General features: G+C 62.7%; 22 protein-coding genes. 6 read left to right on the top strand and 16 right to left on the bottom strand.

All coding sequences use genetic code 11. The features are described from left to right. Nucleotides 1-5 precede the first annotated feature (5 nt). Nucleotides 6-1,643, top strand: coding sequence for an ABC transporter ATP-binding protein (locus BUA38_RS09015; RefSeq protein WP_072817618.1), 1,638 nt, complete (start codon nt 6-8; stop codon nt 1,641-1,643). A gap of 6 nt (nt 1,644-1,649) precedes the next feature. On the opposite strand, the gene BUA38_RS09010 is transcribed toward BUA38_RS09015, so the two are convergent. Both BUA38_RS09010 and BUA38_RS09005 read right to left on the bottom strand, forming a co-directional pair. Beyond that, nucleotides 1,650-4,139, bottom strand: coding sequence for a glycogen/starch/alpha-glucan phosphorylase (locus BUA38_RS09010; protein ID WP_244553218.1), 2,490 nt, complete (start codon nt 4,137-4,139; stop codon nt 1,650-1,652). A 163-nt stretch (nt 4,140-4,302) separates the two neighbouring features. After that, entirely contained in the window at nt 4,303-4,485 is a 183-nt protein-coding gene (locus tag BUA38_RS09005; protein WP_072825965.1) for an RNA polymerase sigma factor region1.1 domain-containing protein, read from the bottom strand. A gap of 166 nt (nt 4,486-4,651) precedes the next feature. Between BUA38_RS09005 and BUA38_RS09000 the strand changes: the two genes are divergently transcribed. Continuing rightward, nucleotides 4,652-5,083 (top strand): hypothetical protein, encoded by a 432-nt coding sequence (locus BUA38_RS09000; RefSeq protein ID WP_072817616.1) that lies wholly within the window; start codon nt 4,652-4,654, stop codon nt 5,081-5,083. A 16-nt stretch (nt 5,084-5,099) separates the two neighbouring features. Here BUA38_RS09000 and BUA38_RS08995 read toward each other — a convergent pair whose 3' ends face one another. Together BUA38_RS08995 and pyrE are read right to left on the bottom strand one after the other, a co-directional pair. After that, a complete protein-coding gene (locus BUA38_RS08995; RefSeq protein ID WP_083587952.1) occupies nt 5,100-5,855 on the bottom strand; it encodes a DUF2865 domain-containing protein in 756 nt (251 codons plus the stop codon). Nucleotides 5,856-6,180: 325 nt separating this feature from the next. Next, entirely contained in the window at nt 6,181-6,744 is a 564-nt protein-coding gene (gene pyrE / locus BUA38_RS08990) for an orotate phosphoribosyltransferase (RefSeq protein WP_072817614.1), read from the bottom strand. Between the two features lie 163 nt (nt 6,745-6,907). On the opposite strand from pyrE, the gene BUA38_RS08985 reads away from it, so the two are divergent. Then, nucleotides 6,908-7,534, top strand: a complete 627-nt coding sequence (locus tag BUA38_RS08985) for a glutathione S-transferase family protein (RefSeq protein ID WP_072817613.1) — start codon at nt 6,908-6,910, stop codon at nt 7,532-7,534. Between the two features lie 31 nt (nt 7,535-7,565). On the opposite strand, the gene BUA38_RS08980 is transcribed toward BUA38_RS08985, so the two are convergent. Continuing rightward, nucleotides 7,566-8,201 carry a LysE family translocator gene (locus BUA38_RS08980; protein ID WP_072817612.1) on the bottom strand — a complete coding sequence of 212 codons (636 nt, stop codon included), beginning with the start codon at nt 8,199-8,201 and terminating at the stop codon, nt 7,566-7,568. Nucleotides 8,202-8,479: 278 nt separating this feature from the next. Here BUA38_RS08980 and BUA38_RS08975 point away from each other — a divergent pair, with 278 nt between their 5' ends. Continuing rightward, complete coding sequence (locus tag BUA38_RS08975) at nt 8,480-10,750, top strand: FdhF/YdeP family oxidoreductase (protein WP_072817611.1); 2,271 nt, start codon at nt 8,480-8,482, stop codon at nt 10,748-10,750. A 22-nt stretch (nt 10,751-10,772) separates the two neighbouring features. On the opposite strand, the gene BUA38_RS08970 is transcribed toward BUA38_RS08975, so the two are convergent. Together BUA38_RS08970 and BUA38_RS08965 are read right to left on the bottom strand one after the other, a co-directional pair. Next, the gene (locus BUA38_RS08970) at nt 10,773-11,621 is read right to left on the bottom strand and encodes an NlpC/P60 family protein (protein ID WP_072817610.1); all 849 of its coding nucleotides are present in this window, start codon (nt 11,619-11,621) and stop codon (nt 10,773-10,775) included. Further along, nucleotides 11,611-12,999: a leucyl aminopeptidase family protein gene (locus BUA38_RS08965; RefSeq protein ID WP_072817609.1), complete on the bottom strand. Its 1,389-nt coding sequence runs from the start codon at nt 12,997-12,999 to the stop codon at nt 11,611-11,613. Before BUA38_RS08965 ends, BUA38_RS08970 begins: the two co-directional genes overlap by 11 nt. Nucleotides 13,000-13,191: 192 nt before the next feature. On the opposite strand from BUA38_RS08965, the gene BUA38_RS08960 reads away from it, so the two are divergent. Both BUA38_RS08960 and BUA38_RS08955 read left to right on the top strand, forming a co-directional pair. Continuing rightward, nucleotides 13,192-13,398: a hypothetical protein gene (locus BUA38_RS08960; protein WP_072817608.1), complete on the top strand. Its 207-nt coding sequence runs from the start codon at nt 13,192-13,194 to the stop codon at nt 13,396-13,398. Between the two features lie 164 nt (nt 13,399-13,562). Continuing rightward, a complete protein-coding gene (locus BUA38_RS08955) occupies nt 13,563-14,366 on the top strand; it encodes a tetratricopeptide repeat protein (protein ID WP_072817607.1) in 804 nt (267 codons plus the stop codon). Between the two features lie 63 nt (nt 14,367-14,429). Here the strand turns inward: BUA38_RS08955 and BUA38_RS08950 are convergent, their stop codons facing one another. The 9 genes from BUA38_RS08950 to BUA38_RS08905 form a co-directional block, all read right to left on the bottom strand. After that, the gene (locus BUA38_RS08950) at nt 14,430-15,404 is read right to left on the bottom strand and encodes a type II secretion system F family protein (protein ID WP_072817606.1); all 975 of its coding nucleotides are present in this window, start codon (nt 15,402-15,404) and stop codon (nt 14,430-14,432) included. A gap of 9 nt (nt 15,405-15,413) precedes the next feature. Further along, nucleotides 15,414-16,391 carry a type II secretion system F family protein gene (locus BUA38_RS08945; protein ID WP_072817605.1) on the bottom strand — a complete coding sequence of 326 codons (978 nt, stop codon included), beginning with the start codon at nt 16,389-16,391 and terminating at the stop codon, nt 15,414-15,416. Nucleotides 16,392-16,401: 10 nt separating this feature from the next. Continuing rightward, nucleotides 16,402-17,865, bottom strand: a complete 1,464-nt coding sequence (locus BUA38_RS08940; protein ID WP_072817604.1) for a CpaF family protein — start codon at nt 17,863-17,865, stop codon at nt 16,402-16,404. A 23-nt stretch (nt 17,866-17,888) separates the two neighbouring features. Beyond that, nucleotides 17,889-19,157, bottom strand: a complete 1,269-nt coding sequence (locus BUA38_RS08935) for an AAA family ATPase (protein ID WP_072817603.1) — start codon at nt 19,155-19,157, stop codon at nt 17,889-17,891. Further along, the gene (locus tag BUA38_RS08930; RefSeq protein ID WP_072817602.1) at nt 19,154-19,894 is read right to left on the bottom strand and encodes a CpaD family pilus assembly protein; all 741 of its coding nucleotides are present in this window, start codon (nt 19,892-19,894) and stop codon (nt 19,154-19,156) included. Before BUA38_RS08930 ends, BUA38_RS08935 begins: the two co-directional genes overlap by 4 nt. 21 nt (nt 19,895-19,915) lie before the next feature. Then, nucleotides 19,916-21,379: a type II and III secretion system protein family protein gene (locus BUA38_RS08925; protein ID WP_072825964.1), complete on the bottom strand. Its 1,464-nt coding sequence runs from the start codon at nt 21,377-21,379 to the stop codon at nt 19,916-19,918. Between the two features lie 17 nt (nt 21,380-21,396). Next, the gene (gene cpaB, locus BUA38_RS08920; RefSeq protein WP_072825963.1) at nt 21,397-22,194 is read right to left on the bottom strand and encodes a Flp pilus assembly protein CpaB; all 798 of its coding nucleotides are present in this window, start codon (nt 22,192-22,194) and stop codon (nt 21,397-21,399) included. A gap of 137 nt (nt 22,195-22,331) precedes the next feature. Further along, nucleotides 22,332-22,856 (bottom strand): A24 family peptidase, encoded by a 525-nt coding sequence (locus tag BUA38_RS08915; protein ID WP_072817601.1) that lies wholly within the window; start codon nt 22,854-22,856, stop codon nt 22,332-22,334. Nucleotides 22,857-23,167: 311 nt separating this feature from the next. Further along, nucleotides 23,168-23,332, bottom strand: a complete 165-nt coding sequence (locus BUA38_RS08905; RefSeq protein WP_072817599.1) for a Flp family type IVb pilin — start codon at nt 23,330-23,332, stop codon at nt 23,168-23,170. Between the last annotated feature and the right edge of the window lie 311 nt (nt 23,333-23,643).

Below are 23,643 nucleotides of genomic sequence, written 5' to 3'. Positions count from 1 at the left end.
GCGCCATGGACGCCATCAACCAACCCCTGCTCGATGTACGTGATCTCTCGGTGGTGTTTCACCAGCCGAGTGGCGATACGGTTGCGGTCGATCGCATTTCATTTTCGATCCGGCGCGGGCAATGCGTGGCGCTGGTCGGGGAGTCTGGCTCCGGCAAATCGGTCAGTGCGCTCTCGGTTTTGAAGCTGTTGCCGTATCCGACCGCCTCGCACCCCTCCGGCAGCATCCTGTTCAATGGCCGCGATCTCCTGAAGGTGCCGGAGCGCGAAATGCGGGGTGTCCGCGGCAACGATATTTCGATCATCTTCCAGGAGCCTATGACTTCGCTCAATCCGCTGCACACGATTGAGCAGCAGATCGGCGAAATTCTGCAATTGCATCAGGGCGTCACCGGCCAGATGGCGCGTGCGCGGACGCTTGAACTGTTGACACAGGTTGGCATTCCTGAACCGGAAACGCGGCTCAGGAGCTATCCGCATCAGCTCTCCGGCGGCCAGCGCCAGCGGGTGATGATTGCGATGGCGCTCGCCAACGAGCCGGATTTGCTGATCGCGGATGAGCCGACCACGGCGCTCGACGTCACTGTGCAGGCGCAGATTCTGGCGTTGCTTGCGGATATCCGCAAGCGGCTCGGCATGAGCCTGTTGTTCATCACCCACGACCTCGGCATCGTGCGCCGCATCGCGGACGTGGTCTGTGTCATGAACAACGGCAAGATCGTCGAGCACGGGCCGGTCGAAGAGGTCTTCACCGCGCCGAAGCATCCGTATACCCGTGCACTGCTCAACGCCGAGCCAAAACCCGACCCGGCGCCGCCGCGGCCGGAATCGCCCGTGGTGATCTCCGCGGCCGATCTCAAGGTCTGGTTTCCGATCAGGCGCGGCTTGCTGCGCTCGGTGGTCGGGCACATCAAGGCGGTCGATGGCGTCACGTTGTCGGTGCGCAAGGGCGAGACGCTCGGCGTCGTCGGCGAGTCCGGTTCGGGAAAGACCACGCTCGGTCTTGCGCTGTTGCGCCTGATTTCCTCCGACGGGCCGATCGTTTTTCTCGGCAGCGAGATTCAGGGTCTGCGCTTCAAGGAAATGCTGCCCTTCCGCCGCGACATGCAGATCGTGTTTCAGGATCCGTTCGGCGCGTTGAGCCCGCGCATGTCGGTCGGCGATATCGTCGCCGAAGGGCTCAGCGTGCACCAGCCGCAGCTTTCGAGAGACCAACGCGAGGCGCGGGTGATCCAGGCGCTGCGCGATGTCGGCCTCGACCCGGCGACGCGGTTCCGTTATCCGCACGAATTCTCCGGCGGCCAACGGCAGCGCATTTCGATTGCACGCGCGGTCGTGCTGGAGCCAAACTTCGTGGTGCTCGACGAACCGACCAGCGCGCTCGACATGCTGTTCCAGGCCCAGATGGTCGATCTGCTGCGCGAATTGCAGCGCAAGCGCGACCTGACCTACATGTTCATCTCGCACGACCTGCGCGTGGTCGCTTCCCTTGCAAGCCATCTGATCGTGATGCGCAACGGCAAGGTGGTGGAAGAGGGGCCGGCGGCAGATCTGTTCAAGCGCCCGCAGACCGACTATACCCGCGCGCTGTTCGCGGCCGCCTTCCGCCTCGAGGCTGCCGGCGAAGGCATCGTCAGCGAGTGAGAAGGCCTATCCCTTGGCGCGAAGCGGCTCGCTTGGCGCGCGTCCGTTGACCGGGACGTTCCAGATATCCTCGGCATATTCCGCAATAGTGCGGTCGGACGAAAACCAAGCCATCCGCGCCACGTTGAGAATGGAGGCCCGCGCCCACGCCGCCTGCGTCTGCCAGCGCGCATCGATGCCGCGTTGCGCGGCAAAGTAGGAATCGAAATCCGCGCTGACCATGTAGTGATCGAGATGACGCAGCGCATGCGCGATCGATTCGAAGCGGTGGGTATCATCAGGCGAAAATTCGCCGCTGCCGATCGCATTGATCGCACGCGACAGGCCGGGTGAGCCGCGGATGACGTCACTGGCATCCAGCCCCTGCTTGCGCCGCACCATCACATCGCCCGCTTCCATGCCGAAGATCGCGATGTTCTCGACGCCGACGTGATCGCGGATTTCGATATTGGCGCCGTCGAGCGTGCCGATGGTGATCGCGCCGTTGAGCGCGAGTTTCATGTTGCCGGTGCCGGAGGCTTCCATGCCGGCGGTCGAAATCTGTTCGGAGAGATCGGCGGCCGGAATGATGACTTCGGCGAGGCTGACATTGTAATCGGGAAGGAAGGCGACCTTCAGGCGTCCGGCGACGACGGGATCGTTATTGACGACTTCGGCGACGTCGTTGATCAGCTTGATGATCAGCTTGGCGTAGCGATAGCTGGCGGCCGCCTTGCCGGCAAAAATCTTGACGCGCGGCACCCAGTTGCCTTGCGGATTGTCCTTGATCGCGTGGTAAAGCGCGATCGCTTCCAGGATATTGAGCAGTTGTCGCTTGTATTCGTGGATGCGCTTGATCTGCACATCGAACAACGCGCCCGGATCGACCTTGATGTTGATCTTTTCGCCGATCAGGCGGGCTAGCGCGATCTTGTTGTGATGCTTGACGTTACGGAACTTGTCCTGAAACGCGGAATCGCCGGCGCTCTTCTCGAGCAGTTGCAGCCGCGTCGGATCGTCGAGCACGGCTTCGCCGCAGGCCTCGCGCAACAGCTCGGTGAGCTTCGGATTGGCCAGCATCAGCCAGCGGCGGAAGGTGATGCCATTGGTCTTGTTGGTGATACGGCCGGGATAGAGATGATTGAGGTCGTGAAACACGGTCTCCTTCATCAGGTCGGAATGCATCGCCGAAACGCCGTTGATGCGATGAGAGCCGACGAACGCGAGCTGCCCCATTCGCACCCGCCGTCCGGACTTCTCGTCGATCAGGGAGACCGAAGCGCGGAAATCGACGTCGCCGGGACAACGCTCCTCGGCAAGCGCAAGATGAGCGACATTGATGCGGTAGATGATCTCTAGATGCCGCGGCAATAGCCGTTGAAACAACTCGACCGGCCAGGTCTCGAGCGCTTCGGGCAACAGCGTATGGTTGGTGTAGGACAGCGTTGCGACCGTGATCTTCCACGCATCGTCCCAGCGGATGTTGTGCAGGTCGACGAGAATGCGCATCAACTCGGTGACGGCGAGACTCGGGTGGGTATCGTTGAGCTGCACCGCGACTTTCGCCGCGAGGCCGCGTATTTGCCCGTCCGCCGCCAAATGACGCTTGACCAGATCCTGCAGCGAGGCGGAGACGAAGAAATATTCCTGGCGCAGCCGCAGTTCGCGCCCGGCAGGGCTTTCGTCGTTCGGATAGAGAAATTTGCAGATCGATTCCGCCCGTGTTTCCTCGGCGGCAGCGCCGACATAGTCACCGGTGTTGAAGACGTCGAGCTTGAGCGGATCGGGCGAGCGCGCCGACCACAGCCGCAGCGCGTTGACGTTATGACCACGCCATCCGACGATCGGTGTGTCGTAGGCAACGGCTTGCACGGTTTCGGCCGGATGCCAGATCGCGTGGTCGCGCCCCCGGGTCTCGACGTGTTCGACGCCGCCGCCGAAATGAACGTGATAGACCACCTCCGGCCGCTGGAATTCCCAAGGGTTGCCGAAGCTCAGCCATTCGTCGGGGTATTCCTGCTGCCAGCCGTTATTGATGATCTGGCGGAACAGGCCGAAATCGTAGCGGATGCCGTATCCGATTGCGGGGATGCCAAGCGTCGCCATGCTTTCCATGAAGCAGGCCGCAAGCCGCCCCAGACCGCCATTGCCAAGTGCGGCATCCGGCTCGCATTTGCGCAAATCGGACAGGCCAACGCCGAGATCGCCGAGCGCCGCGTCGAACAGCGCCAGCAGTCCCATATTGTTCAGGGCATCGGTGAAAAGGCGGCCGATCAGAAATTCGAGGCTGAGATAATAGACGCGCTTGCGGCCGGCGTCATAGCTCTGCTTCTCCGCCGAGAGCCAGCGGTGCACGATGCGGTCGCGCAGCGCCAGCGCTGCCGCCTTATACCAGTCGTGCCTGGTGGCCATGCCGGCGTCCTTGCCGATGGCAAGGCGGAGCTTGGCAAGAATGGCGCTCTTGATTTCCGACAGCGCCAGCTCGTCGATGGGCTGGCCCGGCGCCGGCGAATTCACTGGATGTGAAGGCTCTGGCAAAATAAACCCCTGCAACGGGACCCCATGATACGCAGCTCACCGTGGGACCGAAACCCGGCGGTTCGCGGTACCCTATGCATGCACAGTTTTCATGCAAGGACCGGGCCGGGTTCCACGAACGCCAAGCGCGATCCTAGCAGCCTCAGCATGCTTCAACGACGTTGATTCCTTCGTCACTAAGCGCCCCCAGGAGTGCTTCGATATCTTCCGGTGCCATCGTTTCCGCCTGCATTTCTACCCGCAATAGCTCGTCGAGTTGATCGAAAGTCACAAAGCCGTGCGGGCGGCCTAACTCGATAGCCTTTCGGACGATCTCATTTCGCATCTGCTCCTCCTCGGAAATCGGGCCTCTACTAATGGGCGGCAATGCACGCAAGGAGGATTGGCCTCGGAACAAATTAAGAACACTTTAGCAAGTCTTTGATATATCATTGTGATTCGAGACGCCGTTCACACAACATCTATGGTCTATCGAGCTTGCCGAGGACTACATGTCCACCATCGCCTTCGATCAATTCGCCCTGACCCGCATCGCCGACTTCGCCCGATCGCTGTCGCGCCTGCATAAGGCCTCGCGCCGCCAGCTGGTCGATGACGACGCCATCGACCGCGAATTCAATGCTGTCTGCCAGTCGGTCTGGGGCTACACCACCGACGACATCAGCGACGATCTGTTCTCCGACCAGGACCACGTCTTTCTGGATTCGCTCGACGAGGCGCAGGCGCGCCTGTTCGCCGCCGAGCAGGGCTACGACCTCGTCGACGACGAGGGCATGCTGACGGACTGGTGGGGCTATTGCTGGATGATCCTGGCCGAGAAACGCGGCCTGCTCACGCCGGAAAACCGCACCGCTGCACGCGCGCAGATCGAGGAGAAATACCGCGCGGCGCCGAATGTGATCGGCGTCATCGTCGGGAGGTGACGGCTTTATCGAGCCGTCAGTTCAGCGCTGCCTGCTTGCCGCGCAACACCGGCTTCGCTGCGGGCGCTACCGTTGCGGTGATGTCGCTATTCGGCGCTTCGTTACTGATCGCATCTGCCGTGACCGGCGCGACCTTCATATTGCCGAGCCGCGCGCGAACCTCTGCCGTCAGGCCGGGATAGTTCGCGACCGGGATGAATTCCGGGCTGTTGTTGTTGCCGACCTTGATGCCGGAATAGGCGACCAGCCCGTCGGTAGTGGCGATGACGTCACCGGCGCGCAGCGAAGCGTCAAGCGTCAGGTCGACTGGCGCGAGGCCGGCGGCGTCGCGGCCGTTACAGGTGCAGTCGGCGCGCAGCGCCTTGCGATAGGCAAAGGCATTCTCGCTGTCGGCATAGCGTTCGCCGTTTGCGCCCGTCGCACCGTCGATATTGCTGCCGTAGAATACCTTGGTCGGGCTGGCCGGACAGAAGGCCTGACACATCTGAACCGGCGAGGCGTTGCCGCGGGTCAGCGGAAAGTACTTGCCGTCGCAGCTTCGCACGCAGAATGCGGGACCACTGCCGCCGTAAGCGACGGGCCGCGAGGCGGGCGTAGCCGGCTGCTGAGACGGATCAGCGAAGAAATTGGCCTGTGGGGGCGACGCCTGGTGTTGTTGCTTGCCAAGGCCGCCGAAAAACATGTCGAACAGGCCTTCGGCGGATGCCGTGTGGGGCGCGAGCCCCACCGCGCTGGCGAAGACGACGGCGGCAACGAGCATGCGGCGCCGCATGCGCTGATTGGTCAACTCGATACGCAACGCTTACCCCACGCGACGCTCAAAAACGGTCCGGACGAACCGATGTCCGGCGCCGTTGACAGTAATGCGGGATGGTAAACGAGCTATGAGCAGCGGAGCGGGAGCGGCAAAGAAAGTGCTTCCCGGGAAGGGCGCCTAGTGGTCCAATTCTAACATTCGCATCCCTTCTCAGCGGCCACTTTTGCGAATGTTAGAATTAGAAGGACCACTAGCAAACATACGTTTCTAGTGGAGTTTCGGATTTGACATTCGCTTTACGAACTCGCTGCGGGGGCTAGCGAATGTCAAATCCACTCCACTAGTCCTTCAGATATTCGCTCGCCTGGAATAGCCAGCGGAAGGCGAGGCCGGCTTGAGCAAAATTCTCGACAGCGCCCTCCTGGCGGTCGACCATGGTCAGCACCAGAACCACCTCGCCGCCGGCGTCGCGCACCGCCTCGACCGCCTTCAGCGCCGAATCGCCTGTCGTCGTGACGTCCTCGACAATCACCACGCGCTTGCCTTTCAGGCTCTCGTTTTTGGCGAGGCCCTCGACCGCGAGTTTTGCACCATGCTCCTTCGGCTTTTTGCGCACGAAGAAAGCCGCGATCGGATGGCCCTTGAGCCACGAGATCTGCGCCACCGCGCCGGCGAGCGGCACCGCGCCCATCTCCAGGCCGCCGATATAGTCAAGCCCGTCGTCCTTCAGCGCCTCATAAGTCAGTTCTGCCAGCAGGGCGGCGCCCTCCGGATCCAGCATGGTCGGCTTGAGGTTGAAGTAGAAATCACTCTTGCGCCCGGAGGCCAGTGTGATCTCGCCGCGCCCGAACGAGCGTTTGCGGATGATCTCGACGAGGCGGGCACGGGAAGCGGATTTGGACAACAGCGGTCTCCGATCGGGTGGCGCAATTTATTCGTGGACGGGCGCTATTTCCAGAGCGGAACCCTCACCGTCAACAGGGCAGGCCCCACGCGAGGGCATTTCCGGGGATATCGGGCGATGCTACAGACGCTCACCTCTCGCCAACGCCTTTTAGGGACCCGTAATGACCATCGAACTTCATACCTGGAACACACCGAATGGCCGCAAGATCAGCGTGGCGCTCGAGGAGATGGGGCTGCCCTACAAGGTCGTTCCGGTCAACATCGGCAAGGGCGAGCAGATGGCGCCGTCGTTTCTGGCGATCAGCCCGAACAACAAGATTCCAGCAATCGTCGATCCCGACGGTCCCGGCGGCAAGCGTGTCAGCGTGTTCGAATCCGGCGCGATCCTGCTCTATCTCGGCGAAAAGACCGGCAAGTTCTTACCCGTGCCGCTCGCCGAGCGCATTCCGGTCTACGAATGGCTGATGTGGCAGATGGGCGGCTTTGGCCCGATGCCCGGTCAGGTGCATCACTTCATCGCGCTGGAGAACGAGCAGGACCGCGCCTATGGCCTCAAGCGCTACATGACCGAGACGGTTCGTCTCTATGGCGTGCTGGACCGGCGTCTGGCGAACCACGACTTCGTCGCCGGCCCCTTGTCGGTGGCGGACTTCGCCATTCTCGGCTGGGCCTGGCGTCATCCGCGTCACAAGGTGGATCTGGCGGATTTTCCCAGCGTCAAGCGCTGGTATGACGCGCTGATGGCGCGGCCCGGCGTCAAGCGCGGCATGGAAGCGAAGCTGGATTAGGCCTTCTTCCTCAAGGGAGAAGGTGCGACGGTCAGGCTTTCCGCGTTTCCAGCGCCATGCGCACGGCAAGCCCCGCAAGTACGGTGCCCATCAGCCAGCGCTGTATCAATAGCCAGGTCGGGCGCGAGCCAAGGAAGCGCGAGATCGATCCGGCCGCGAGCGCAATCATGGCGTTGACGCTGACGCTGATCACGATCTGGATCGAGCCCAGCACCACCGACTGCGCCAGCACGCTGCCTTGCGTGGGGTCGATGAAGTGCGGCAGCAGCGCCAGATAGAGCATGGCGATCTTGGGATTGAGCAGGTTGGTGACAAATCCCATCGCGAACAGTTTGCGGGGCCCGTCGACCTTCAGCGTCTTGACCTGAAATGGCGAGCGGCCGCCCGGCTTCAACGCCTGCCAGGCCAGCCACAGCAGATAGGCCGCGCCGGCAAAGCGAAGCGCGTCGTAGGCATAAGGAACCGCGAACAACAGCGCGGTGATGCCGCACGCCGCGCACAGCATGTAAAATACGAAGCCCAGCGCGACGCCGCCGAGCGACACAATGCCGGCCGCCGGCCCTTGTGTGAGCGAGCGGGAAATCAGGTAGATCATGTTCGGGCCGGGCGTCAGCACCATGCCAAAGGAGACAAGGGCAAAGCCGAGCAGGGCAGTCAGCTGGGGCATAACAGTCTCGCTGGTGAATCTGGCATTCCATAGCGCGCCTTGGCGCTCGGCACCATTTCGTGGATGGCATGGATGATGGCCGAATATGACAGGGTCGCTCTTCGACGAACCCGGAAATGACAACCCGCCGCACGGACTGTTGACCACGGGCGCAAGCCCTTTAGGCTAGGCTTCGACGACGAGACGCGCGCGCTACATCGAGAACGTCGATGGGGTCGCGCTGGCAAACCGCCGATCAACTTCAGGAGCGAGGCACAGTCATTATTGGGAGAGGGCATATGGTCCAAAAGCGCGACGTTCCCGGTATCAGACCCTACGACGCCCCGGCAGGCGGGTGGGGCGCCCTCAAGGCCACTGCGATCGCCATTCGCGACCAGATGGATGTGCTCGAGGCGCCTATTACCCTGCTGCACATGAACAAGCCCGACGGCTTCGATTGTCCGGGTTGCGCATGGCCGGACAAGGAGCACACCTCCACCTTCCAATTTTGCGAGAACGGCGCGAAGGCGGTCACCTGGGAAGCGACCAGCAAGCGCGTAACGCCGGAGTTCTTTGCCGACCACACCGTCACCGAACTGCTCGGCTGGAGCGACTTTCACCTCGAGAACGAGGGGCGCCTGACGCACCCCATGGTCTATGACGCCAGGACCGATACCTTCCAGCCCATCGAATGGGATCAGGCCTTCGCGCAGATCGGACAGACGTTGCGGGGCCTGGGCGACCCCAACATGGCCGAATTCTACACCTCCGGCCGCGCCTCCAACGAGGCCGCTTTTCTCTTTCAGATCTTCGCACGCGAGTATGGCAGCAATAATTTTCCCGACTGCTCGAACATGTGCCACGAGGCGACGAGCGTCGGCCTGCCGTACTCGATCGGTATTGGCAAAGGCACAGTCTCGTTGGAGGACTTCGACCATTGCGAGCTGATCATCGCCATGGGCCACAACCCCGGCACCAATCATCCACGCATGATGGGGACCTTGCATGAAGTGTCGCGCCGCGGTGCGCCGATTATCGTCTTCAATCCGCTTCGAGAACGTGCGCTCGAGCGCTTTACCGACCCGCAGAATCCGATCGAGATGGGCACCTTCGGTTCGACGCCGATTGCGTCAACCTACTATCAGCTGAAGGTCGGCGCCGACGCGGCGGTGTTGAAGGGCGTCATGAAGGCGCTGATCGAGAAGGACGACGCCGCGCACGACGTGCTCGATCATGCCTTCATCACCGAGCACACCAACGGCTTTGAAGCATTTGCGGCCGACCTGCGCGCGACGGCGTGGGAATCGATCGAAGCCGTCTCCGGTTTCACCCGCGCGCAACTCGCCGAGGTTGCTGCGGCCTATGCCAGATCCAATGCCACCATCATCACGTATGGCATGGGCATCACCCAGCACAGCCGTGGTACCGCCAACGTTCAGCAGATTGCAAACCTGTTGCTGTTGAAAGGCAATTTCGGCAAGCCGGGTGCCGGCATCTGCCCGTTGCGCGGTCATTCAAACGTGCAGGGCAACCGCACGGTCGGCATTACCGAAAAGCCCAGCATTCCGATGTTTGAAGGGATCGAACGTACCTTTGGCTTCAAACCGCCGCGTCATCACGGCCATGACTCGGTTGCCGCGATGGAAGCGATCGCCGATGGCCGCTCGAAAGTCTTGATCTGTCTCGGAGGTAATTTTGCCGTAGCGTTACCGGATCCGGAGCGTTGCGAGGCCGGCATGCGCAAGCTTGAGCTTGCCGTACATCTCGGCACCAAGCTCAACCGCTCGCATCTTCTAGTCGGCAAGCAATCGATCATCCTGCCGGTGCTGGGGCGGACCGAGCGCGACATCCAGGCCAGCGGACCGCAGGCCATCACGGTGGAAGATTCCATGTCGATGGTGCATGCCTCGCGCGGCAGGCTCAATCCGGCTTCCGAGCAACTCCGTTCGGAATCGGCCATTGTCGCCGGGATGGCGATGGCGACGTTGCCGGCGAGCAAGGTGCCGTGGGCCGAGCTGATCGCCGATTACGACCGCATCCGCGACGCCATCGAGGGCGTGTTTCCTGATTTCAGGGACTACAACCAGCGCATTCGACATCCCGGCGGTTTTCGTTTGCCGCTGCCGCCGACGATGCGCAAATGGACGACCGCTTCCGGCAAGGCCGAATTTCTCCTCTTCAATGGCCTTGAAGAGGATCCGGCTGTGACCGACAAGACTATCCTCAAGCTCACCACCATCCGCAGCCACGACCAGTACAACACGACGATCTACGGGCTGAACGACCGCTATCGCGGCGTGTTCGGCCGGCGCGACGTGCTGTTCGTGAACGAGGCGGACCTGGCCGAGCTTGGTCTTGCGCATGGCGATCTGGTCCAGGTCGAGACAGCACTGCCCTCGGGCGAGCCTCGGCGTCTGCGCCTCACCGCTATCGCCCATGACATCGCGCGCGGGTCGATCGCCGCCTATTATCCGGAAGCAAACGGGCTCGTTCCGCTCGATTATCGGGACAAGGAAAGCGGCACGCCGTCATACAAGTCAGTGCCGGTGCGCATCCGACGCGCTGCGTAAGGCCAAAGCGCCTGAGGCGTACCTAATCCAGCCGCTTGATCGAGGTGATCGCGTTGCCGGCGGCCTTGCTGCGGGCAAGCACGTCCCGCGTACGCTCGATCGCGGTCATCATGTGATGCGCATTGGCATGAACGATGGTGTCGGCGTCGCGGGCGATTGCGACATGGCCTTTCCAGAAAATCAGATCGCCGCGCTTCAGCTTTTTCGCCTCTTGTGCGCTGAGCTCGCGGCCGAGGCCGTCCTGCTGCATGTCGCTGTCGCGCGGACAGCCGGTACCGGCAGCGGTGAGCGCGACCTGCACCAGTCCGGAACAGTCGATGCCGAGGCTGCTCTTGCCGCCCCACAGATAGGGGGTGCCAACGAAACGTTCGGCAACCGCGACAAAGTCGGGCTCGCGGTGGCCGATCGCGTCGAGATGTTGCCGCGGCAGATACCAGCCCTCGCGCGTGAGCGCGAACGTTCCTTCCTCGCGCAACACCGCGAGCAGCGTTCCCATCGCCAGCGTCTCAGCCGGTGGCAGCTTGATCGATGGACCCGGAAAGGCAAACGTCAGCAAGGCGGTGACCTTGTGGGTCGGCGTTTCCGCAGATTTCCTCAACGCGCGGTCGGGAAGCCAGCCGACATAGCCGTCGCTGACCAGTTGGCCCCAGGCCCAGCCCTCGCCGTTGCGATCATAGATCGTGGCGCGCTCACCCCTGAGCACCTGCGTCATCAACTCGGCGTCAGACGATGGCGCACGGCGAAGCGGCGCGATGGCGTCCGCGATCTCGAATTCCTCGCCGGTGACGAAGCGTTTCGCCTGCACCTTGCCTTCGAGATATTTCGCCGCGAGATCGTCTCTCGCGGGCGTGAGGCGCGGATCAGTGTCCATAGCGGTCGCTCAACAGCCGATAAATGGCGCGCGCGGCCTGGCATTCGCCACCTTCCGGCCGTCCCGGCTTGGCGCTTGGCGTCCATCCGTAGATATCGACATGGAGCCAGCTTTTGGCCGCTTCGACAAAGCGCTGGAGAAACAGCGCGCAGGTGATCGAGCCGGCAAAGCCGCCGGACGGCGCATTGTTGACGTCGGCGACTTTCGAGTCGAGCCAGCTATCGTAGGCTGGCCAAAGCGGCAGTCGCCACAGCGGATCGTGCTCCTGCTTCGCGCAAGTCGACAGCGTTCCGGCCAGCGTTTCATCATTGGTGTAAAACGGCGGCAGATCGGGCCCGAGCGCGACCCGTGCGGCGCCCGTCAGTGTGCCGAGATCGATCAGGAGATCGGGCTTCTCTTCGTCGGCCAGCGCCAGCGCATCGGCCAGCACCAGGCGGCCTTCCGCGTCGGTATTGCCGATCTCGACGGTGAGACCCTTGCGCGAGGTGAAGACGTCGAGCGGGCGGAAAGCATTGCCGGCCACTGCATTCTCTACCGCCGGAATCAGTACGCGCAGCCGCACCTTGAGCTTGGCATCCATCACCATCTGCGCCAGCGCGAGCACGTTGGCGGCGCCGCCCATGTCCTTTTTCATGATCAGCATGCTGCTGGACGGCTTCAGATCGAGGCCGCCGGTGTCGAAGCACACGCCCTTGCCGACCAGTGTCACCTTGGGATGAGACGGATCGCCCCAGGTGAAATCGACCAGGCGCGGGGCGCGGGACGAGGCCATGCCGACGGCATTGATCAGCGGGAAGTTCTGTCGCGTCAGATCCTCACCAACGATGCAGGTGAATTTGGCGCCAAAATCCTGCGCGAGCTTTTGCGCGGCTTGCGCCAATTCTTCAGGTCCGATGTCGTTGGACGGCGTATTGATGAGGTCGCGGGCGAGTGCAGCCGCATTGGCCATGCGCGCGATGTCGGCGATGTCGACGCCATCGGGAGGCACCAACCTCACGTCGGGCGGCTCCGACTTGCGGTAGCGGCCGAACCGGTAACAGCCGAGCGCAAATGCCAGCGTGGCGAGATGCGCCTGATCTCTGGCGACATTGGCGAAACGATAGACGCCAGGCGGCAGCAGGCCGGGTAACTGCCCAGGCCGGAACGGATCGCGGAATTTGCCGCCTTCGCTATCCAGTCCGAAGATCACCTGCGCGATCTTGCCATCGGCGTCGGGCAGAGCGAGCCAGGCGCCGGGCTTGGCCGCAAATCCATTGGCGGTAGCGAACTGCCGGGCGGGCGAGGGAAGATCGGCGGCAATCGCATCCCAGGTCGATTTTGTTGCGAACGTAATCGGAATGGCCGGCGTGGCAGGTGCGGCTTCAAACGCTGAATGCATGCTTCTCCCGATCTTCGATCGCAGCGAACTTCCCACGTTCTACAATGGCGCATGGTGCCAAACCAGAGCCCACTTTTGCGAAGTTCGCAGCTCTGCCTCGGCGAGCGATATCGGAACGAGTGGCCGCGCGATCTACACGTTTCCGCATGGTCGTGATAGCTTGTGCGGACTGGTTCAGCAGGGGAGTGTCAAATGGCTAGAAAAGGTTTGGATGGCCGGCATCGCGACACGACTGGCCGTATCGACAAGAAGCACGGCAACACGCGCGTCGGCAGCCTTCGCAAGACTTATGGCGATCACTTCGCCAAGGGCCGGCGCAAGGACATGATGCTGAAGACGCTGCTCGCCGAGACGGGCACGGAATCGCTTCACGCCTATCTACGCAAGCATCATAAGTAACCGCACGGGTCCGCCCGTCCGCCGCGTGGCTAACCCGCCTCGCGGACATCACGGGGATTGCACGGTTCTGCCCGATCTGCGCCGTTAACCCGGCGTTAGGGTTAACAGACTATTGCTGGGCGAATTCGGCGTGGTCCGCCGCTCACCCCGCGAGTCCTCCAGTCATGCGTCAACAGTCCCGGTTTCTTGCATCCGTGGCCGTCACGGCGATGTTGGCCGCAGGTCTTGGCGGCTGCCAGACCATGTCCGACATCACCGGGTCCGTATCGTCGAAACCACAGGCCAGCGCCGAGCCCGATCCGCGCCGCTCCGTGGAAGTCGCGGCCGATCGCTACCGTGCCGATCCCAAGAGTGTCGAAGCGGCGCTCGCCTACGGCCAGGCCTTGCGGGCCTCGGGCCAGCGTAGCCAGGCCGCCGCCATGCTCGAACAGGCGACCATTGCCCATCCGGGCGACCGGGCGCTGCTGGCGGCCTACGGCCGGGCGCTGGTCGACAACGGCAATTTCCAACAGGCGCTCGATGTGCTCAATCGCGCGCACTCGCCCGACAACCCCGACTGGCGGATCCTTTCGGTGCAGGGCACCGCGCTTGACCAGCTCGGCCGTCACGAGGAGGCCCGCCGCTACTACGACAGCGCGCTCAGGATCGTCCCCGGCGAACCGACCGTGCTTTCAAATCTCGGCCTGTCCTACATGCTGACGAAAAACCTGCCGAAGGCCGAGGAGGCGCTTCGCCAGGCCTATGCGAGCGGCCGGGCCGACGCGCGGGTTCGGCAGAACCTGGCGTTGGTGATTGGCCTGCAAGGCCGCTTTGCTGAGGCCGAGCAGATCGTTCGCGCAGATCTTCCTCCGGACGAGGCGACGGCCAACGTCGCCTATCTCAAGCAGATGCTGAACCGCAGCAAGGACGATCCGCGCGTGGGCGCCGCGGGGAAAACACCGCTGGCCTCGCTCAGCCGTCCGGAGTGACGGCGTCTCATTGTTTTGCTGCTGACTGAAGCCTTCGGGACGCCCGGCGCATCCCAAAGCGCCTTACTGCATGGCGGCGATCTTGATGCCGGTCGGCCCGAGAATGACCACAAACAGAACCGGCAGGAAGAACAGGATCATCGGCACCGTCAGTTTCGGCGGCAATGCGGCGGCCTTCTTCTCGGCCTCGTTCATGCGCATGTCGCGATTTTCCTGCGCCATCACGCGCAAGCTCTGACCGAGCGGCGTTCCGTAACGCTCTGACTGCTGAAGCGCGAGACAGACGGACTTGACGCCGTCGACGCCGGTACGCCTGGCAAGATTTTCGTAAGCCACCTTGCGGTCCTGCAAGTAGGATAGTTCCGCCGTGGTCAGCGTAAATTCTTCCGACAGCGCCACCGACTGCGTCACGATCTCGACGCTGACCTTGCGGAAGGCGGCTTCGATCGACATGCCGGATTCGATGCAGATCAGGAGCAGGTCGAGCGCGTCCGGAAAGGCGCGGCGGATCGACAGCTGCCGCTTCGAAATCGCGTTGCTCAAGAACAGCATCGGCGCCTGCAGGCCGGCCCAGGCGGCGACGACGCAGATGCCGATCTTGATCGGAAGCGACTTTTCGAGATGTGAGATCACGAACACGTAGAGCACAGCGCCGACAAAAAGCAGGATCGGCGTCACCGCGCGGAAAAACAGGAACGTGACATAGGGGGCCTGGCCGCGATAGCCGGCCTGGACCAGCTTGTCGCGGGCAGCTTCCTGCGCCAGGTATTTTGTGAGGTTCAAGTCCTCGACGACCTTGGAGACGACCTGCTTCGGCGTCTGCCGCAGCGACACCTTCTCGGTCTTGTTGAGACGCTCGCGCTCGCGCGCCCGGATCCGCTCGCGCTCGTTGGCGACCGCCTTCATGCGCTTGGCCAGTCCCTCGCCCGCGAACAGCGGCATGACCAGGGTATAGGCCGTCGCACTCGCCGCGATCGCCGCCAACACCATGGTCACGAAACGGACGTCGTGAATCTTTTCGACCAGAAAACTAAACATGCGGCACCGTCAGAAGTCGAAGTTGATCATTTTTTTCATCACCATGATGCCGATCGACATCCAGATCACGCAGCCGACCAGCATCAGCTGGCCGGTCGGATGTGTCCACAGCAGCGAGATGTAGTCGGGGGTCGTAAGGTAGACGAGCAACATGACGATCGGCGGCAGCGAGCCGATGATGCCGGCTGATGCTTTCGCTTCCATCGACATTGCCTGAATCTTCTCGGCCATCTTCTTGCGGTCGCGCAGCACCTTGGAGAGGTTGCCGAGCGCTTCGGAGAGGTTGCCGCCCGACTTCTGCTGAATCGCAATGACGATGCCGAAGAAGTTCGCTTCCGGCACCGGCATCCGTTCGAACAGCCGTCCGCAGGCTTCACCAAGCGGCATGCCGATGGCCTGTGTCTCGATGATCGCGGCGAACTCGGACCGCAGTGGCTCCGGCGAGTCGGCTGCGACCACCTTGAGCGATTCGAACAGCGGCAGGCCGGCCTTGATGCCGCGAACAATGACGTCGACGGCATCCGGCAGCGCACGCAAGAATGCCTTTTCGCGGCGCTTCTTCATGAAGCTCAGGACCCAACGGGGCAGGCCGAAGCCGGCCGCGAAACCCAGGCCAACGGCGCCAAGTGTGCCGCCACCGGCCAACATCGCGCCGGCAAAGCCCACGGCGCCCAGAATGCAGGAAAAGATCCAGAACTTACGCGGCTCCCATTCGAGTCCGGCCTGGGTCAGGCGGGTGGTAAGGGTGACCTTAGAATCCTTGGCGCGCCGGGCTTCGGCCTCTTTCAGGGTTCCTTCGACCTGTTCGCGGCGCGAGCGCTGGTCTTTCTGCGACTGGCGCGCGGCGACAGGTTCTGATTTGGCGACGGAGGCGCGGCGGTTTTCGGCCTTCTTTTCGCCGGACAGCATGGGGTACACGAAAACCCAGGCAATGCCGCCGACCGCTGCAGTTGCGAGAAAGGCCAGAGCGAGTGGTTGCATGTTCATCGTGGTCTCCTCAGCTCGCTGCCGCGACTTCGGCGGCGTCGATCGCGGCCGCGAGCCGCTTCTCCTCGCCGTAGTAACGCGCACGTTCCCAGAACCGCGGCCGGCCGATGCCGGTCGAGCGATGACGGCCGATAATCGTGCCGTTCGCGTCCTCGCCGATCATGTCGTAGAGGAAGACGTCCTGGGTGATGATGGTGTCGCCTTCCATGCCCATCACCTCGGTGATGTGCGTGATGCGTCGCGAGCCGTCGCGCAGACGCGCGGCCTGAATGATCACGTCGATCGAGGCGCAGATCATCTCGCGGATGGTTCGCGAAGGCAGCGAGAAGCCGCCCATGGTGATCATCGACTCGCAGCGTGACAGCGCTTCGCGGGGGTTGTTGGCGTGCAGCGTGCCCATCGAGCCGTCGTGGCCGGTGTTCATGGCCTGAAGCAGGTCGAATGCCTCAGGTCCGCGGACTTCGCCGACGATGATGCGTTCGGGGCGCATACGCAGGCAGTTGCGTACCAGTTCGCGCATGGTGATCTGGCCCTCGCCCTCGATATTGGGCGGACGGGTTTCCAGCCGCACCACGTGTGGCTGCTGCAATTGAAGTTCGGCGGCGTCTTCGCAGGTGATGATGCGTTCTTCGTCGTCGATATAGTTGGTCAGGCAGTTCAGAAGCGTCGTCTTGCCCGAACCGGTACCGCCGGAGATCAGCACGTTGCACCGGACCCGGCCGATGATCTGCAGGATCTCCGCGCCTTCCTTCGAGATCGCACCGAATTTGACCAGCTGATCGAGCGTCAGCTTGTCCTTTTTGAATTTGCGGATCGTCAGTGCGGGGCCATCGAGGGACAGCGGCGGAACGATGGCGTTGACGCGCGAGCCGTCGGCGAGACGGGCGTCGCAGATCGGCGAGGATTCGTCGACGCGCCGGCCGACCTGGCTGACGATGCGCTGGCAGATGTTGAGAAGTTGCTGGTTGTCGCGGAAGCGGATGCCGGTGCGCTGGATCTTGCCGGCGACTTCGATGTAGACCGTGCCGGCACCGTTGACCATGATGTCGGCGATGTCGTCGCGGGCCAGCAGCGGTTCGAGCGGCCCATAACCGAGAACATCGTTGCAGATGTCGTCGAGCAGTTCTTCCTGCTCGGCGATCGACATCACGATGTTCTTGATCGCGATGATCTCGTTGACGATGTCGCGGATTTCTTCGCGCGCCGATTCGCCGTCGAGCTTGGCGAGTTGCGCAAGGTCGATGGCCTCGATCAGTGCGCCGAAGATCGTCGCCTTGACTTGATAGTAATTGTCGGATTTGCGCGCTTCCGCGGGCGGCTGCGGGGCCGACGGCTTGGCGGGCGCGAGGGGAGGCGAGGCGACGGCAGGCGGCGCAGCGCGGGGCGCCGCCGCCGGGACGGCGGCGGGCTCCGGTGCGGCAGCGGGAGGCCGCATGCTTCTCGGATCGTCTGTTCCGCTACGCTTACCAAACACGACTACACTCCAGGCGGGTCAGTTTATTTCGACCGCAGTTTCTCGATCAGGGGCGACAGGAACGAAGCTTTCGGCTTTTTGGTCTCGCCGCGGCCCGTGAGCCGCTGCGCGATTTGCCGAAACATCTCGGTGCTGCGATGACTTTCGGAAATCTCGGCGATCATCTGCCCGTTATTGGCGGCCGCGCCGAACATCTGGGCGTCGAACGGGATCGATGCGATCGGATCGCTTTCGATCGCCTTGGCGAATTCGACGGCGTTGATCTCCGGACGCTTGGGAATGCCGACCTGGTTGAGGCAATAAAGCGGCATGCGATCGTTGGGGCGCGACGCCTTCAGCAGATCGAAGATATTCTTGGTGTTGCGCAGATTGGCGAGATCTGGCGCGGCCACGATCAGAATATCGTCGGCCGCTACCAGTGCGCGCTTGGTCCAGCCTGACCATTGATGCGGAATATCGAGCACGATGCACGGCATCGAGGCCCGCAGCGTATCGAAGATGGCATCGAAAGCTTCTGCGCCGAAATCATAGACGCGGTCGAGCGTCGCCGGCGCCGCCAGAAGGCTGAGGTGGTCGGTGCACTTCGACAGCAGGCGATCGATGAAGGCGGTATCGACGCGGTCGGGCGAGAATACCGCGTCCGCGATGCCCTGCGGCGGGTCCTGATTGTAATCGAGGCCCGCAGTACCGAAGGCGAGATCGAGATCGGCGACCACCGAATCCAGCGCCAGGTCGCGGGCGATCGCCCAGGCGACGTTGTGCGCGACCGTGGATGCGCCGACGCCGCCCTTGGCGCCGACGACGGCAATGATGCGGCCGACGGCCTTGGCTTCGGGTGAGGAGAACAGCCCGCAGATCGATCGCACCACGTCAATGGTGTTGATCGGGGCGATCACGTAATCGCTGACGCCCCTGCGAACCAGTTCGCGATACAGCGTGATGTCGTTGATGCGGCCAATCACGATCACCCGCGTACCCGAGTCGCATACGGTGGCGAGCTGGTCGAGACCGGCGAGGATGTCGTTGCGGCCTTCGGTCTCCAGAATGATCACGTTCGGCGTGGGCGCGGTCCGATACGCCTCGATCGCAGCCGCCATGCCGCCCATCTGAATCTTCAGATGCGCCTTGGCGAGCCGCCGGTCTTCGCCCGCCGACTGCACCGCCGCGGCGGTCTCGACCGTTTCGCAGAAAGCCTGCACCGACACCCGCGGCGCCGGGGCAATATGCTCCTCTGCCTGCGGCGAATCTCCGTCCGGCTGTGCTTCCGAGTCTTGACGCGCGTAACTGATCATTTGCCTGTATCGCTGAGTTTGGCTTTGTCGGCTTCGGGATAGGTCGTCGTCGTGGTGGCGCCCTTGCGATATTTTTCGTAGCCTTCCGTACGCCGCACGGTATAGGCGGGGGTCTCGGAACGCGGCTGCGCAAGGTCGGAAGGATTGTCGACCATCGCCGCCATGTTGCGCTGATAGGCGCAGCCGAAGTTGTAGTAGGGCTTGTTCTCGAAGTAGCCCTTGTCCTTGATCGAGGGGCCGATGTCGTCGGGCCACAATCCGCAGGGGCCGGCCACCGCCGTGATTTTCGGATAGCTCAGGCGCAACGTCGCGAGCTGCCGCGGATCGTCGGGATGGTAATGGTGCATAACGACGCCGCGCTGCGGCACGCCCGCCGCCGTCAGCAGTGCCTGAGCTTCACGGAATGCGTCGGTGGCTGCGCGCGCGTTGGGCGTGCCGGTCGGCACGTCGATCACGATGGCGCCGGTGCCCTCTTGCATCCAGACCTGCCCGAGCCCCATCACGTCGGCGCGTTGTTCCGCTGACAGCCCGCCGCGCGCCTGGCCGACAAAGATGACGACGGAACGATTGGCCTCCTGGATCGCGATCGGGTGCCGCAGGCGGTAGTCGTCGGGAATGGTCGCCGTCGCCGCCACCTCATCGGTATGCGTGCAGGCTCCAAGCGCGGTGGCGAGACCGAAAAGCGCGCCCGCGATGCGGAGGGCGCGCCGGTATTCGACGGGGGTTCTGGCTGTCATGATCGTCGTCCTTGTCCCGCCTTAGTCCGTGATGAAGCCATAGGTGCCGCGGTAGTTGCGGGCCGGCTCGGTGCGGCCGGGAACGCCGTAGATGCGGTTGATGCTGCCGAGCAGATCGGCTTGCGGATCGGAGGCCGCCGCGAAGCCGTCATCGGGGCGAGAAAGGTCCTTTTGCGCGACCGCGCGCACCACATAGGGCGTCACGATCACCATCAGCTCGGTTTTGTTGTCCTGGAAGTCGCGGCTGCGAAACAGGGCGCCGAGGACCGGGAGCTGCGAAAGGCCGGGAAGGCCGTTGATCGCCTGCTTGGTCTGATCCTGGATCAGGCCGGCCATCGCCATCGCGCCCCCGGAAGGAATCTCGAGCGTCGTCTCCGCGCGGCGGGTCTTGACCGAGGGAACGGCGATGCCGGTTATGGTGATGGAGTTGTCGTTGGAAACTTCCGACACTTCCGTCATGACGTGGAGGCTGATGCGGCCTTCGGTCAGAACTACCGGCGTGAAGTTGAGCGAGATACCGAATTTCTTGAACGCGATCGACGGCGCGCACTGGCCGATGGTGCCGCCGGTCGACGTTTGACAGGTCACGCCGGTCGGAATCGGAAATTCGCCGCCGGCGATGAAGGTTGCCGATTCGCCGGAAATCGCAGTCAGGTTGGGTTCAGCCAGCGTGCGGGTCACGCCGGCGCTTTCCATCGCCCGCAGCGTCGCCTGGACCGAAGGGGCCCCGCCGAACGACGTTGTGATGGCGTTGGTGCCGACCAGCGGCTGGCCCGTCGCGGTGAACGGATTGGTGTTGTTGAAGTTCACGACCGCGGTGCCGTAATTCAGCGACCCCGACAGATCGATGCCGAGCTGCTTGATGATCGATCGCTGCACTTCGGCGACCGTCACTTTCAACATCACCTGGTCGCGGCCGCGCACCACGATGGAGTTCACGACCTTGTCGGGTCCGCCCGCCAGCCGCGCGGCGAGGTCGTTGGCCTGCTGCGCTTCGATCGGGTTTGCCGCGGTGCCGGTGAGGATCACGCTGTCGGCGAGACCGTCGATCTGAATTTCGGAATTCGGAGAAATCTGCTTGAACGCGGCGCGAATGCCGTTCAGGTCGCGCTTGACCGCGATGTCATAGGCCGCGATTTGCTGGCCTGCCGAGTCGAAAAAGACGATGTTGGTTTGCCCGATCGCAGCGCCGATGATGTAGGCGCGTTGCGCCGAACGAACCACCGCGTTGGCGATCTTGGGGTCGGCGACCAGCACATCCTTGATATCGCGGGGCAGGTCGATCACGATCGACTTGCCGATGCCGAGCGACAAAGCGCGCGCGTTCATCTGCCCGTCGGCGGCTACGGCTTGCGGAACCGGACGGTAGTCGGCCGCTATCGCCGGCACCAGCGCCGGATTGAGCACCATCGCGGCAGCAGCCGAAAACGACAGGGCGCGGACCCAGAGCGCCCGCGGCGGAAGCTGTTTTTCCCTGCATTTCATGTCGTCTGGTTCCTTGATCACTTTTGAACCACCGTGGAGTTGGTCACGCCGTAGCGGACCACGTTGATATTGTTGCCGCGCTGCCGGGACCGGTCATCGGCGATTTCCAGCTGGTTGACGTCAGCGATGCTGCGCAAGGCGAGCGACAGCGTGCCGGCCTGGCGCGCTGCGGCCAGCAGCGGCGCCTGTTCGGGCTTCAGCTCGAGCGTCACGGTCTTGCCGACGACGGTATTCTGCCCGTCCTTCTCTTTCGGGGCCTGGTCGATGGCCAGCACGCGGACATTGCTGAGAATGATCTCGGGAATCACGAGATCGCCGGAAGCCTTCGGATCCGGATTCTTTTCGCGGCGGGTAAGAATGACGTCGACGTGGTCGTTCGGCAGGATGAAGCCGCCGGCGCCGGTTTCCGGAGAAATCTCGGTCGATATCGCCCGCATCCCCTGCGGAAGGATCGCGGCCATGAAGCCCGACCCGTTGGACTTGATCAGTTTCGGCTCGCGGATCGGCTCGCCCGCAATGAACGGGGAGCGCGCGATCGAGCCGGTAATTTCCTTGGTGGCGTCGGGGCGGTCGCTGCGGCGGATAAAGGCGTTGCTGGCGGTCGAGGCCGGCCAGCTCTGCCAGATCATGTCGTTAGGCGTGACGGTCTGGCCGAGGTTGATATCGGCCTTGGCCACGAGGACATCGACGGTCTGTAGCTGCACGACCGGTTCGGCCGGGGCCGGGGCTTTGCTGTCCGACCCGCTCGCGAGATAGGCAGCGACACCGCCAGCGCCGATAGCGATGGTCAGGACGATAATGCGTGCCCTATTCATACGCTTCACTTTCCACATTACGCCGCGACGCTTCGCATCGCCGTAATGGGAGTTGACCAGCTATTCGTCAAAGCATGGTTAATGAGGCGTATCTAAATCGCCTTAACGAGAGTTTACCTCTCGCGCGATTTGGGCGATCAGCCGATCATGAGCCGCGCCACGTCGACGGCCTTGATCCATTCGGTCTCCGGATAGACGACAAGCGCGCCGATGGCGAGCGCGATGCCGTAAGGAATCCCGCTGTCCTTGGCGTGAAGTTTGAGCAGCCAGGATTGACCTGCCAGCGCATAGGGGAGCGGCCACTGGCGGAACTGCAGCAACAAAAGCGTCAACACGCCGCCAAACACCGAGGCGTAGAGCAGATAGTTCAACAGGTGGGAAAAGCCGAACCAGAGTGCGGCTCCCGCCGCGACCTTGGCGTCGCCGCCGCCGATCCATCCAAAGGCAAAACAGCCAAACGCCACGGCCAGTACGGTCGCGCCCGCGGCCAGATGCATCAGGATCTCCGGCGTTCCCATGCCGCTTGCAAGCGCGAGCACGACAAAACCTGCCGCAAGCGCCAGCGATACCCGGTTCGAAATCGTCATCGTGAAGAGGTCGCTTGCCGCAGCGAACGCCATCAGGGCCGGGAAGAGCAGGAGGCGAGCAACATCAAGGATCATGAAAACGGGACCGCTCGCGTGAGTTAGATCGGGCAGCTTTCTTTGACGCTATCGCCGATAGATGAACAATCGGAAAATGAAGACGTCCGCAGCACGCTTGCGATCTGAATGGCGAGAAACACCAGTGCGAGCATCAAGGCCGCGCAAATGAGCGCCGCTGGCGAAGCCGTTTTGGCACGGCTCGCAACGGACCGCGATTTCGCCGGAGCGGGCATGAACGGGGTGATACGCATGACGCAACGCTGTGGAACCGGGGAAGAAAAAAGGCCCCGGATTGACCGGGGCCTTGATCTCAAAAAATCAACTAGCGCTTACTTGAGCGAGTTGTTGATCGAGGTGAACTTGCCCTGCAAGTTGCTGCCGAGGCCGTTGACGACGGCGATAATCGCAAGCGCGATGCCGGCGGCGATCAGGCCGTATTCGATGGCGGTGGCGCCGGACTCGTCCTTCACAAAACGCGCAATCAGATTCTTCATAGATAGCTCCATGTGACACGTGGCTGGTCGAACTAACTTTGGTCTCGCCGGCGTTCTCAGCACCGTGACCATGGGCGCGACCCTACGTGCGGACCGATTTCGGCACGGTTAATTCGACCGCGTAAAAAGCCGCAAACGGCGCAGTTCTTGAGCACAGTAAATTTGGAATTAACCGGCTCACTCAAGTTCAAGTGACGGGATTTGCAGCATCTCGCGCCTGATAAAATAGAGAGAGCGAACTGCCGCGGCTTCTCGCTTTACGGCTCCTTAAGCGGCGAGGCGTACGCCTTGAGACACTCGTTCAAGAGAGG

It is taken from the genome of Bradyrhizobium erythrophlei (assembly GCF_900142985.1).
In the GTDB taxonomy this organism is placed as follows: domain Bacteria; phylum Pseudomonadota; class Alphaproteobacteria; order Rhizobiales; family Xanthobacteraceae; genus Bradyrhizobium; species Bradyrhizobium erythrophlei_B.
This window is presented reverse-complemented; position numbering and strand designations above follow the sequence as displayed.